The organism is Candidatus Methylobacter oryzae (assembly GCF_003994235.2).
Classification (GTDB): domain Bacteria; phylum Pseudomonadota; class Gammaproteobacteria; order Methylococcales; family Methylomonadaceae; genus Methylobacter_A; species Methylobacter_A oryzae.
Map to the genome: position 1 here is coordinate 15,187 of NZ_RYFG02000079.1, position 14,256 is coordinate 29,442.

Annotated in this window: 5 protein-coding genes; 2 read left to right on the forward strand and 3 right to left on the reverse strand. The window is 59.7% G+C overall.

Annotated elements, in window-relative coordinates:
• The first annotated feature begins 23 nt into the window (after positions 1-23).
• Both EKO24_RS08360 and EKO24_RS08365 read left to right on the forward strand, forming a co-directional pair.
• Positions 24-8,666 (forward strand): FG-GAP-like repeat-containing protein, encoded by an 8,643-nt coding sequence (locus EKO24_RS08360; RefSeq protein ID WP_161990587.1) that lies wholly within the window; start codon positions 24-26, stop codon positions 8,664-8,666.
• Between the two features lie 78 nt (positions 8,667-8,744).
• On the forward strand, positions 8,745-10,937 hold the full coding sequence (locus tag EKO24_RS08365; RefSeq protein WP_127030691.1) for an O-linked N-acetylglucosamine transferase, SPINDLY family protein: 2,193 nt from the start codon (positions 8,745-8,747) through the stop codon (positions 10,935-10,937).
• Positions 10,938-11,273: 336 nt separating this feature from the next.
• Here the strand turns inward: EKO24_RS08365 and EKO24_RS08370 are convergent, their stop codons facing one another.
• The 3 genes from EKO24_RS08370 to EKO24_RS08385 all read right to left on the reverse strand — a co-directional run bounded on the left by EKO24_RS08370 (position 11,274) and on the right by EKO24_RS08385 (position 14,001).
• Entirely contained in the window at positions 11,274-11,942 is a 669-nt protein-coding gene (locus EKO24_RS08370) for an HAD family hydrolase (protein WP_127030692.1), read from the reverse strand.
• Positions 11,930-12,883, reverse strand: coding sequence for a hypothetical protein (locus EKO24_RS08375; RefSeq protein ID WP_127030693.1), 954 nt, complete (start codon positions 12,881-12,883; stop codon positions 11,930-11,932). The genes EKO24_RS08370 and EKO24_RS08375 overlap by 13 nt, the downstream gene beginning before the upstream one ends.
• A gap of 395 nt (positions 12,884-13,278) precedes the next feature.
• Positions 13,279-14,001: a DUF5765 domain-containing protein gene (locus tag EKO24_RS08385; protein ID WP_127030695.1), complete on the reverse strand. Its 723-nt coding sequence runs from the start codon at positions 13,999-14,001 to the stop codon at positions 13,279-13,281.
• Between the last annotated feature and the right edge of the window lie 255 nt (positions 14,002-14,256).

Here is a 14,256-nt window from a genome sequence, read left to right on the forward strand (position 1 = left end):
ACAGATACAACTAAGGAATGACCATGACAAACATTAATCTTTCCGATATCGCCGCCGGCACCGGCGGCTTCGTGATCAACGGCCAGTGTGCGTTTGGCCAAAGCGGCCGTAGCGTATCGGCCGCCGGCGACGTCAACGGCGACGGCCTGACCGACCTGATTGTCGGCGCCCCTTCCGCCGTCAGCAACGCCGGGCGCAGCTACGTGGTATTCGGCAAGAGCGACACTACTGCCATCGATCTGTCGGCGGTCGCCGCCGGCAGCGGCGGCTTCGCGATTAACGGCCAAGGGATATTAAACTCCAGTGGTCGTAGCGTATCGAGCGCCGGCGACGTCAACGGCGACGGCCTGGCCGACCTGATTATCGGCGCGCCCGGCGCCGGCTACTCTGCAGGGCGCAGCTACGTGGTATTCGGCAAGAACGACACTACCGCCATCGAGCTGTCGGCCATCGCCGCTGGCAGCGGCGGCTTCGCGATCAACGCCCAGGCTGCGCTGGACTTCAGCGGCAACAGCGTATCGGCCGCCGGCGACGTCAACGGCGACGGTCTGGCCGACCTGATTGTCGGCGCGCGATACAGCGATCCTGCCGCCGGCACCGATGCCGGGCGCAGCTATGTAGTGTTCGGTAAAAGCGATAACACGGCCATCGACCTGTCGGCGGTCGCGGCCGGCAACGGCGGCTTCGTGCTCAACGGCCAGGGCGCGTCTGACAGCAGCGGCATTAGCGTGTCCGCGGCCGGCGACGTTAACGGCGACGGCCTCGCCGACCTGATTGTCGGCGCAAAATACAGCGATCCCGCCGCCGGCAGCAACGCCGGACGCAGCTATGTAGTGTTCGGCAAGAGCGACACGACCGCCATCGACCTGTCGGCGGTCATGAATGGCAGCGGCGGCTTCGTGATCAACGGCCAGTGTGCGAATGACAACAGCGGCTTTAGCGTGTCCTCGGCCGGCGACGTCAACGGCGACGGACTCGCCGACCTGATTGTCGGCGCATACCGCGCTAACGGTGGTGCCGGGCGCAGCTATGTAGTGTTCGGCAAGAACGACACGACCGCCATCGACCTGTCGGCGGTCGCGAATGGCAGCGGCGGCTTCGTGATCAGCGGCCAGAGTGCGAATGACCGGAGCGGCTATAGCGTGTCCTCGTCCGGCGACATCAACGGCGACGGTCTGGCCGACCTGATTGTCGGCGCGATAAACGCTAACGGCAGTGCCGGGCGCAGCTACGTGGTGTTCGGCCAAAGCACCGGCACCGCGATCAACCTGTCGGCCGTCGCGGCCGGCAGCGGAGGTTTCGCAATCAACGGCCAGTGTGCGTATGACAACAGCGGCAGCAGCGTGTCCGCTGCTGGCGACATCAACGGCGACGGCCTCGCCGACCTGATTATCGGCGCGAGATACAGCGATCCGGCCGCCGTCAGCAACGCCGGCCGCAGCTACGTAATCTTCGGCAGCACCAGCGGCGCTTTTGCGCAAACCGCGGTCGACCAGTTCGGCACCACCGGCAACGACACCTTGACCGGCAGCAGCGCCGATGAAACCCTGGTCGCCGATGCCGGCGACGATACACTGACCGGTAACGGCGGTGCCGATGTGTTGTACGGCGGCGCCGGCAACGACAGCTTCGTACTGAACGCAAGCAACATCTACGCGTTAAGCGCCGGCATCAGCAACGGCAACTACGCCCGGATCGACGGCGGCAGCGGACTCGACACAATTGCACTGGACGGCAGCGGCATCGCGTTCGACCTGACCGCCATCGCGAATCAAGATGGCGCCGCGCCGTCCAGCGCCTCGCGGCTCGAATCAATCGAAAAAATCGACCTGACCGGCAGCGGCAATAACAGCCTGACGCTAAATGTGAAAGACGTCGTCGACATGGCCGGCATGAACGTCTTCAACAGCGGCAACGGCTGGACCGCTCTGGGCTCGGCCGTGGCGAAACACCAAGCGGCCATCGACGGCAATAGCGGCGATACCGTGACTTTGTCCGATCACGCCGACTGGACCTATGCCGGCACCGCGACCTATGGCGGTCGCACTTACAATGTGCTGAACCACAACAGCGCCGCCACACAACTACTGGTCAGCAACAAACTGACCGTCAACATGCAAGTCCCCCCTCCTCCAGTTGACCTGTCCGATATCGCCGCAGGTAGCGGCGGCTTCGTGATTAACGGCGGTGCATCTGAGTTTAGCGGCTGGAGCGTGTCCTCGGCCGGCGACGTCAACGGCGATGGCCTCGCGGACCTGATTGTCGGCGCTCCCGCCATCTTCAACAACGCTGCCGGGCGCAGCTATGTGGTGTTCGGCCAAAGCACCAGTACGGCCATCGACCTGTCGGCGGTCGCGGCCGGCACGGGGGGCTTCGTGCTCAACGGCCAGGGTGCAGGTGACAACAGCGGCAGCAGCGTATCGGCCGCCGGCGACGTCAACGGCGACGGCCTCGCCGACTTGATCGTTGGCGCAAAATACAGCGCTCCGGCCGCCGGCAGCAACGCCGGGCGCAGTTACGTGGTATTCGGCAAGAGCGACACGACCGCCATCGACCTGTCGGTGGTGACAAATGGCAGCGGCGGCTTTGTGATCAACGGCCAATGTGCGAATGACAAAAGCGGCTTTAGCGTGTCCGCGGCCGGCGATATCAACGGCGACGGCCTGGCCGACCTGATTGTCGGCGCGCCCGGCGCCGGCAACAACGCCGGGCGCAGCTACGTGGTGTTCGGCCAAAGCACCGGCACGGCCATCGAGTTGTCGGCGGTCGCCGCCGGCAGCGGCGGCTTCGTGATCAACAGCCAGGGAACGTATGAGGGCAGCGGCTGGAGCGTGTCCTCGGCCGGCGACGTCAACGGTGACGGCCTCGCCGACCTGGTTGTCGGCGCGCCCGGTGCTAACGGCGCTACCGGGCGCAGCCACGTCGTGTTCGGCAAGAGCGACGCGACCGCCATCGACCTGTCGGCGGTCGCGGCCGGCAGCGGCGGCTTCGTGATCAATGGCCAGATTGCGTCTGACAACAGTGGCAGGAGCGTGTCCTCGGCTGGAGACGTGAACGGCGACGGCCTGGCCGACCTGATTATCGGCGCGGAATTCTCCGGCAGTTATGCCGGGCGCAGCTACGTGGTATTCGGCCAAAGCGGCGGCACCGCCATCGACTTGTCGGCGGTCGCGGCCGGCAACGGCGGCTTCGCGATCAACGGCCAGGCTGCGAATGATCGTAGCGGCTTTAGCATCTCCTCGGCCGGCGATATCAACGGCGACGGCCTCGCCGACCTGATTGTCGGCGCAAAATATAGCGATCCTGCCGCCGGCAGCTATGCCGGGCGCAGCTACGTAGTGTTCGGAAAAAGCGCCGGCACGGCCGTCGAGCTGTCCGCGGTCGCAGCCGGCACGGGCGGCTTTATGATCAACGGCCAATGTGCGAATGACAAAAGCGGTTTTAGCGTGTCCTCGGCCGGCGACGTCAACGGCGACGGCTTGGCCGACCTGATTGTCGGCGCGAACAACGCCGGCAGCTATGCCGGGCGCAGTTACGTGATCTTTGGCAGCACTAACGGCGCTTTTGCGCAAACCGCCATCGACCAAATGGGTACGGCCGGCAACGACACCTTGACCGGCAGCAGCGCCGATGAAACCCTGGTCGCCGATGCCGGCGACGATACACTGATCGGCAACGGCGGCGCGGACGTGCTGTACGGCGGCGCCGGCAATGATAATTTAGTGCTGAACGCGAGCAATGTCGCCGCGTTAAGCGCCGGCATCAGCAACGGCAACTACGCCCGCCTCGACGGCGGCAGCGGACTCGACACAATTTCGTTGGACGGCAGCGGCATCGCGTTCGATCTGACCGCCATCGCCAACCAGGGCGGAGCCGCGCCGTCCAGCGCCTCCCGGATCGAGTCGATTGAAAAAATCGACCTGACCGGCAGCGGCAATAACAGCCTGACGCTGAACGTGAAGGATGTCGTCGACATGGCAGCCATGAACCTGTTCAACAGCGGCAACGGCTGGACCGCTCTGGGCTCGGCCGTGGCGAAGCACCAGGTCGTCATCGACGGCAATGGCGGCGATAGCGCGACTTTGTCCGATAGCGCCGACTGGACCAGTACAAGCACCGTGACCCATGGCGGCCGCACTTACTATGTGCTGAACCACAACACCGCTGCGGCGCAGCTACTGATCGACAACAGCCTGACCGTCAACGTGCAAGTTCCCCCTCCTCCGGTCGAACTCTCCACAATCGCTGCCGGCAGCGGCGGCTTCGTGATCAACGGCCAGAGTGCGGGAGACATGAGCGGCATGAGCGTGTCCGCTGCCGGCGACGTCAACGGCGACGGCCTCGACGACCTGATTGTCGGCGTGTACAGGGTTAACGGCTTTACCGGACGCAGCTATGTGGTGTTCGGACAAAGCGGCGGCACGGCCATCGACTTGTCGGCGGTAGCAAACGGCAACGGCGGCTTCGCGATCAACGGCCAGTGTACGAATGACAACAGCAGCAGAAGCGTGTCCGCGGCCGGCGACGTCAACGGCGACGGTTTGGCCGACCTGATTGTCGGCGCGAACAACGCTAACGGCAGTGCCGGGCGCAGCTACGTGGTGTTCGGCCAAAGCACCGGCACAGCCGTCGACTTGTCGGCGGTGGCAAACGGCAGCGGCGGCTTTGCGATCAACGGTCAAAGTACGCTCGACGGCAGCGGCAGCAGCGTGTCCGCAGCCGGCGACGTCAACGGCGACGGTTTAGCCGACCTGATCGTCGGCGCGAGCAACGCTAACGGCTGGGCCGGGCGTAGCTATGTGGTGTTCGGCCAAAGCGCCGGCACCGCGATAAACCTGTCGGCGGTTGCGGCCGGCAGCGGCGGCTTCGTGATCAACGGCCAAAGTGCGGGTGACCTCAGCGGCAGGAGCGTGTCCTCGGCTGGCGACGTCAACGGCGACGGCCTGGCCGACCTGATTATCGGCGCGCCCGGCGCTGCCGGGCGCAGCTACGTGGTGTTCGGCAAAAGCGACTCCACGGCGATCAACCTGTCGGCGGTAGCAAACGGCAGCGGCGGCTTTGTGATCATCGGCCAGAGTGCGGGGGACCAAAGCGGCGGTAGTGTGTCCGCGGCCGGCGACGTCAACGGCGACGGCCTCGCCGACCTGGTCGTCGGCGCGCTCCAAGCTGACAGCCTTGCTGGGCGCAGCTACGTGGTGTTCGGCAAAAGCGACGGCACCGCGATCAACCTGTCCGCGGTCGCGGCCGGCAGTGGCGGCTTCGTGATCAACGGCCAGAGTGCGATTGACTTCAGCGGCGGTAACGTGTCCTCGGCCGGCGACGTGAACGGCGACGGTCTGACAGACCTGATTATCGGCGCGATTGGTGGCGATCCGGCCGCCGGCGCCGATGCCGGGCGCAGCTACGTGGTGTTCGGCAAGAGCGACAGCACGGCCATCGACCTGTCGGCGGTAGCAAGCGGCAGCGGCGGCTTCGCGATCAACGGCCAAGCTGCGAATGACCGTAGCGGCAGCAGCGTGTCCGCGGCCGGCGACGTCAACGGCGACGGCTTGGCCGACTTGATCGTCGGCGCGAAAAACAGCGATCCGGCCGCAGGCAGCGACGCCGGCCGCAGTTACGTGATCTTCGGCAGCACGACCGGTTCTTTTGCGCGCACCGCGGTCGACCAAATGGGCACCACCGGCAACGACACCCTGACCGGCAACAGCGCCGATGAAACGCTAGTCGCCGATGCCGGCGACGACACCCTAATCGGCAACGGCGGCGCGGACGTACTGTACGGCGGCGCCGGCAACGACAATTTCGTTCTGAACGCAAGCAACATCGCCGCGTTAAGCTCAGGCATAACCAACGGCAACTACGCCCGCATCGACGGCGGCGGCATCGACACACTGACGCTGTCCGTCAGCGGCATCGCGTTGAACCTGACCACGATTGCGAACCAAGGCGGCGCCGCGCCTTCCAGCACGTCGCGTCTCGAATCGATTGAAAAAATCGACTTGACCGGCAGCGGCGACAACAGCCTGACGCTGAACGTCAAAGACGTCGTCGACATGGCCGGCATGAACGTTTTCAACAGCGGTAACGGCTGGAGCGGCCTCAGCACGGCCGTGGCAAAACACCAGATTGTCATCGACCGCAATTACGGCGATACCGTGACCCTGTCCGATAACGCGAACTGGACGGCCGGCGCCACCGTCACGCATGGCGGCCGCCTCTATACCGCCTTCAACCACAACAGCGTTGCGGCGCAGGTGCTGATTGAGCAGGTTGTCGATCCGTCCGCTTCCAGCGGTTCATCGTCCTCCTCCACGCCGGTCAACCATGCCCCGACCGGTGCGGTGACGATCAGCGGCACGGCCGTTGCCGGGCAAACCCTGACCGCGGCCAACACCCTGGCCGATATTGACGGCCTGGGCACGATCAACTACCAATGGCAGGCGGACAGTCTCGACATTGCCGGCGCGACCGCCGACAGCTTCGCGCTGACGGCCGCGCAAGTCGGCAAAACCGTCACTGTGACCGCCCGCTATATCGACGGCCACGGCGCGCCCGAAGTCGTCACCTCAAGCTCTACCGCTCTTGTGACAGCCGCCTCGACCGCCGGCAATACTTCTTCATCGGGTACTGGAACTTTATCGGGCAGCAGCACCTCGTCGAATACCGGCAACGGATCTTCGTCCGGTAACGGCTCGTCGTCAGGCAGCGATTCTTCGTCAGGAACCGTCTCTTCTTCCGGTAACGGTTCGTCATCAGGTAGCAGCAACGGTTCTTCAACCACGACGACGAGCAACGGCGTTACCACGACAACAACCACGGCGACGAGCAATGGCATCACCACGACCACGACAACCGCAACGTCGAACAATCCGGCTGCCGATATTCCGCTGGCAATCGGCAACAATGGCGAAACGCTGCTGCAAACCCGCCTGCCCGACGGCGTCGGCATCAGTTTCAAGGCCTTCACCGGCCCCGGTTCGCTAAGCGAGCAGTTGAACCAGGCTCTGGCTTCGGTCCCGCCGGACACGACCACGTCGCCACAGACGCTCGAAAATAATCTCTCCGACTTTATCCAAAGCGTCCCCAATCCTCAACAGGTCACGGTGCGCTCGCTCAGTTTCACCGGCACAACGCCGGGGCAAACGATCGACGTCAACGGCGCCGTCGGCGGCCCCGGCCAGGAAGCGCTGGTCATCGATGTGCGCAACCTGCCGTCCGGCACGGTGCTGAACTTGAACAATGTCGATTTTGCGTTGCTGATCGGCGCGGTCCGGGTGGTCGGCGGCGACGGCCGTAATACCGTGAACGGCGACGGCGCGGTGCAGTACATCGTGCTCGGCGCGGAAGACGATGTACTGCACGGCGGCGCCGGCGACGACACGATCGGTTCCAAAGGCGGCAACGACCAGTTGTTCGGCGATGAAGGCAATGACTTCGTGGTCGGCGGCGACGGCAACGATACGCTGTACGGCGGCAGCGGCAACGATCTGTTGCAAGGCGGACAAAGCGATGCCGGCGCGTGGCGCTTTAACCTGGATGCGCAGGGCGTCGTGCAGGCGAACTTTACCGCAACCGATGCGTATCTGGCGGCGGCGCCGAGCTGGAGCGGCCATGCCGACACGTTGAAACCGCTCGATGCCCGCTTGGCGTTCAGCCACCAGGACGCGGCCACGCTGGAATCGGTCGCGCTGCTGTACCAGGCGGTCGCGCATCGCCTGCCGAGCACGCAGGAAATGAACAGCGTCACGGCCCAGAGGCTAAGCCAACAAGGACTGGGGCAATTAGCCTACGACGCTTATTTAAGTCAGGACGGCGTACAGCCGGCGTCGCTTGACGCGCAGGTCAGCCAGTTGGTCAATTGGGTTTGGGGCGCGAACGCGGCCACGCCGGACGTGGTCAAGTTGGGGGTTGATTTCATCACTCACGGCGGCCGTTGGGCCGACGGCCTGCTGTACCTGGCCCGTCACGACAACCTTCGCAACGCGCTGCGCGACAGCCAGGGCAATTTAACGCTGACGCAGACGCTGCAACTGGGCGAAAGCGGCTGGTCGATCGATACCGGCAACGATGTGCTGCGCGGCGGCGACGGCAACGACACGCTGATCGGCGGCCGCGGCAGCGATGTGCTGGACGGCGGCACCGGATTCGATGTCGCGCGGCAGTTCGGTAACGCAGCCGACTACCGGTTCCGGGTCAATAAGGACGGTCAATTGCAACTGCAACTGCGCAATTCTCCGGCGACCGATACCGATACCTTGCTGGGCATTGAATCGGTCGAGTTCGGCGACCTGACGCTGGCATCCGGTGGTAGTAACCTGGACGCAACCAAGCTGAAAACCGCAGCTGTGCTATCCGACCTGGTCAGCCACGGCGCAGCCAAGCTGTCGGGCTTAAACCTGTTCAACGATCAGCAGCAAAGCCTGCTGCAACTGGCGCAAAGCCAAACGCAAAGCGACGGCTATCGCCAGTACTGGGGCTCACTGGACAACAGCGCCTTTGTGCAGGCCTTGAGCGCGAAAGCCTTGGGCACGCCGGCCAGCGCTACGGACGTGCAGTACTGGGTCAACCAGCTCGACCACGGCTTAAGCCGCGCCGAGGCATTTGTGATTGCGGTTGGGGTAATCGATACCACGGCCTATATCGGCAGCGGGATTGTGTTGGGGTAAGCGGAACGGCCGGCATGAGTTGGTCTCCTGCTTTTGGCTTAATCCGTGGCTGATCATAGCCGTAATACAAGGTACACAATGACTTTAGAATCACAAGACATGACTATACTCTGGCAGTTATTAAAGCGTTTTCCCGTCCAGGCATTGGTATGGCTGGAGCTGGCAAGACGGTATGCGAATAACGGCTTGCCGTGGCAAGCAAGCTATGCCGCACGGCAGGCCTTGCGTTGCGATGCTGCCTTACGCCCGCAACTGGATGTTCTGAATATTGAACACTGGCAGGACGCAACGGCGGGCGATGCGCTGCTGGGACGGGCTGCATTACCGGATGCCGGCGCTTTTGCGAAACATTTTGCTACAGTGGTCAGCCAAGAACCCGGCGACTGGCTAAGCTGGTTGTATCTGGCCCGGCTGTTCGAAATGCCGGGTATGAACGCGCCGGATCGGCCGCAAGATCATCGACACGCGCTCGCACAAGCCCAGGCGTTGGAAGTGATCCCCGGCGAGTCTCTGCACTGGCTGGGCGTCTGGCGCCTGAATGCCGGCGATGCGCAAGGGGCTGTCGCCGCGTTGTCCGGCTTGCTTGAAGTTCGGCCGGTGCGCTACGGTTCGATGATGTATTTGGGCGAAGCGCTGTTGCAGACGGGCAATGTCGCCGCTGCGGAAAAATCTTTTACCCGCGCTTCGTTGTCGTCGAACCCTGATTTTTTGCTTAGCCTGTCAGCCAGGGTGTATAGCCATAACTATTGGCAGGAGGCGATTTCGGTGCTGCAAAAAGCGCTCGGCTTGCGCCCGGATCACGTACCTACTTGGCTTGCGCTGGCAAAAATCCAGTCCGAAGCGTATGCCTTGGCCGATTGCCGGGACAGCCTGGACCGGGTGAAAAAATTGGAGCCGGACAACCGGGAAGCGGCATTGCTTGAAGCCGGGCTGCAAGGGCGCATCGGCGATGCCAAAGGGCATTTGTCAACCTTGCAGAGGGCTTACGAAACCGGCGGCGATCCTCTTTCGCGGCTGGCCTCCAGCGTGGCGATGACGTCGCTGTATCATGATGAACTTACGGCTGACGAGGTAGCGGCTTTGCACCGCCGTTTGTGCGAGCCGATTGAAGCGGCTGTGATTCAAAAAGCCGTTTTCGCCAATCGGCATTCATCCCGCTCGCGCTTGCGTATCGGTTATGTGACCGGCGATTTGCATCGGCAGCATCCGGTTAATATTTTTATGCTGCCGGTGCTGCTTCGCCACGACCACAGCCGTTTTGAAATCTGCATTTATCACACCGGTACGATGCACGACGAGTATACGCGCCAAGCCAAGGCTTGCACCGACCGCTGGCTGGAGGCTGCAAACCTGGATGACGCCGCGTTGCAACAGGCGATTATCGACGATGGCATCGACGTGCTGGTCGATCTGGCGGGACACACCGCAACGCATCGCTTGGGCGTATTTGCAATGCGCGCGGCCCCGGTGCAGGCGACTTTCCTGGGTTACCCGTATTCCACCGGATTGTCGACGATGGATTGGATTATCGGCGATGCGACGGTGACGCCCACCGAACATGCGCATTTATACAGCGAAGGCTTAGCGCAGTTGCCGGGCAGCGTGTTCTGCTGGGCGGCGGTGAATAGCTATCCGTTGCCGCCGCCACGGCCGGCCGGAGTTCCGGTGGTGTTCGGCTCGTTCAATAATGCGATGAAACTTTCGCCGAAAACCATTGCGTTGTGGGTAAAGGTTTTGCTGGAAGTACCGGATTCAAAGCTGCTATTGAAAGCCCCGTCATTGAAGGACGCCGCGGTGCGAGCCCGGTTTGCCGATTTGTTCGCGAAACAGGGCATCGCGCCGGAGCGCCTGATATTTCGCGGACCTAGCGGACTGTCCGATATGATGCGGGAATACGGAGACATTGACATTGCGCTGGATCCTGCGCCTTACAACGGCGGCACCACGACGCTGCAAGCGTTATGGATGGGCGTGCCGGTCATCAGCCTGGTCGGCGGCAATTTTGTCAGCCGCATGGGCGCCAGCTTTCTTTATACGCTGGGGCAGCCGGACTGGACAGCGGAAGATGAGGCCGGCTATGTGGCGAAAGCGGCTCGTGTGGCCGAACAGTGTAATTTCTGGCGCGGAAATCGCCCGCATTTACGGGCGCGAATGTCAGCTTCGCCGCTGTGCGACATCGATACCTATGTGCATCGCCTGCAAGGCTTGTATGAAAAGATGTGGGCAAACTATTGCGACGGAGGTGAGCAGCGTTTAATTGGGTTGAAATAGGGGCTGAGGCACAACTTTAAAAATAGACGGGGCCTCCCTCGCTCGACAATTTCGTACTGGACGTCGGGAAAAAACAGGCCGATAGCCAGACCTTCCAGGTTTTACGACTGCCATGGATGGCGGCCGAGACTGCTCCCGGCAGTCCTCGGCATTTCCTCCATCCATGGAGGTCAGAAGTGCTGGACTCGCCGAGAGCGGCTCCAGTAAAAACCTGGAAGATCTAACTCGCGCGACACATGAGGACAAGATAATAGCAATAAGTGGTGTAGACATTTATGCGGTTGCGGAGGGGCAAGCGGCCAAACAATCGGTTCGATATTGATAATCGCCCTGCGATCATGCTTGAGCGCCGATGATCTCCGCCAATTCGGCCAAGTTGCTGAGCATCAAATCGCATAACTGAACTGTCGACGGATCGATCTGTGCCGTTGACGGTATAAACACAGAAATAGCCCCTGCCCTCGAGGCTGCCAGTATTCCGGCATCGGAATCCTCAAGCACCAGGCAGCGGCTGATGTCGACTTGCAATAATTCCGCGGCTTTTAAAAAAATGTCCGGTTCCGGCTTTCCGCACGGCACGTGATCGCGGGTGACAATCAGCGAAAAAACATTGTCGATGCCGGCCAATTGAAGACATTCGAGCGCATTGACAGTCGCGCTGTTAGTCGCCAGGCAATAAGGGATGTTTTTCCGGTTCAATACGTCCAATAATTCGGTAAAGCCGGGGTTGACTTTAATACGGTGGACATTGACGTAATCGCACCAAATTTCCGCGCTTAAACGGTTGAATGTTTGCAGGTCGAACCCGGCCCCGTAATGTTGCATTAATTTCTGCGCCACGTCCCGGTAATGCAAACCTGACAGCAATACGCGAAAATCATCCGGAAAGTCATAACCCATCGCGTTCGCGGCCTGTTTCCAGGCGGCAATATAGGTGCTTTCGGTATCCAGGACTAAGCCGTCCATATCGAAAATAACCGCGGCAAAATCCTTTAACCCAGGCATTCGACAACCTTGATATATTCGCCGTGCGCCTCGCGGCTGGAACCGACCACGATGCGTTTAAGCCCTTGCTCCGATTGTTCCAATACGCCTGCGACTTCGACCGTTTCGCCTCTGACCGCCTGTCCGGTATAAGTTGCCGTAAAGCTGACGATAGAAGCGATCTGCCGATGATCTATCTTAAATTCAGCCGGATAATCGAATGCGTGAAAATCGTCGATGACCTTGCACTGTAGAGTGATCGGCCCGCGTTTTTGATAACTGATAGCCTCAAGGCTTGCGCGGTCGTCGATAAAATTCAAATCGAATTTCCGCCCGTTTATCACGGCCTTATTGTATTTGCGCCGTTCGTGCCAGACATAATCGTCATAACTTAATTCACATGAGCGGCGATCGTAAGATTGTTGCCAGTCCCGGTCATTCAAATCCTGCAAAGCGCCCGACTTAATCAGCTTACGGGTAATTGCCCGGCATTGATGGAAAATATCCCTGCCGTAACAAACCAAATCAATATCCGAAGCCGGATTTTGCACGCCGACCAATAGCGAACCTGTAACGCCGATTTGCGCCAAATCCAGGCCGTGTTGTTGAAACAGTTTACATAATTCGACCAAGTCCCGTTCGACAACTGCCCCGGACTGGTTAGCGGCATCCTTGTCCGCCTGCATCAACTGCTGCAACCTCAGTTTGGGCCGATGATGTTTGACAATTCTATCGGTCGCGACCGCATGCAAATGCGCATCCAAGACCGGGGAATAATGCAGATAATCGGGGTATTGTTGCTGTAAAAAATGATTGGCTTGCCCGGTCGCAAGCTTTTGCCAACCGGACGATGTCGATATGTAACGCAGAAAACATAATACCTTATTCTCTTCTACGCCCTGCTCTACTACCGCAAAAATAATCCCTTCGGCAGTTTCAATAAAGTCTTTGGCAAAAAACATGATTAAAAAATGAGTTGGACTTGTTTTGTCGCAATTGAATAATCCGGGCTGACAGCCCGGATATATCATAACTAATAACTGATGTTACGCACGGACGGTATTTCTCCCGTTTGCCGCGCCGAGCACCGGAGCTTTCGGCGGGAATAGCCCGAAGAAGGGGCGCTGCAAGGATGCAGCGCGTTGCCAGAGGGCCAAGGATGGCCTTTCTGGCAACCCCCGTCGAAAGCGAGGAGCACAGGTGGAAAGCGGCAACCGGGCCGCCTTTCTTTTGGATACTTTTCTTTGGCGGAGCAAAGAAAAGTATCTCGCCTTCGGGGGCGAGACCCCGATTCAAATAACTGTCGCGTCAGCGACTCTTTAAACAAGAAAAATCCCAATAACTGAGCAACACCAGTTTAATAAGCATAATTAGGCTTATCGATTGCCGCCGGCGCGGTAAAGAATTTCTTAAAATACGGCATGAAGCTGGCTGTGATCGGAATGGAATAAAAGCAATACATCGCCGCGGCTTCGCCGGTTGATACGCCGAACACCCACTGCGGCATGAACAACGTCATAATGGCCATGCCGAAATGATAAGAAGCGATACGCCAATTACCTTTCCAGACAAAACCGCTAATCGCCAAACCGAACAACGAACCCCATGTAACCAGCAAGCCAAAAGCACTGCCAATATGATAGCCGATATGGTATTTGCCCATGAACAAGCACGAAATCATATTGCCGATAAAATTAGGGTTAACATCGAACAGCTGCCGTTCTTTAGGCATAAAACTGAAAACCAGGAACGACGAACTCAGAATAACGCCGGTAATCGTCGCTTTTTTCAGCGCGGCTGTATCGGACGAATAGGTCGCCAAGGCCGGCATGATTGCCAGAGCCTGCAAGCTGATATGGTAAGTCGATAACTCGCTTAAAAATTGGTTTGTCCCATAGCCGCACTGATCGGCAACCGGATAAGCGAAATATTGGATAAATTCCATCAGCGAGAAATGAAAAATCGCATAAAACCTGGCAAACCGGACCCAAAAAGATTCGTTCTTATCGAGCAAAGTAACACTGGATGCGGCCAATCCAGCCAAACCCAAGCCAAGAGACATATCGGCACTAAAACACATAAATTATTCCCTAACTCATTATCGGTGAAGAAATTGCGGCAAAATTAATTCTTTGTAAAAGTTTTTTATTTTACAGGCTTGAAACAGCCATGACCACCCAAGCTGTTCCAAAACACAATGGTTTTGCCCTGAAACACTGAAGGCTCAGGGGCTGAAAATTTAACTGATTAGGACTTTCGCTACCCTCCCGAATAAGCCTTAATTCTGGGATTACGCAGTTCAGTTCGCAAATAGTCGGAAAACAAATCGTCCCGG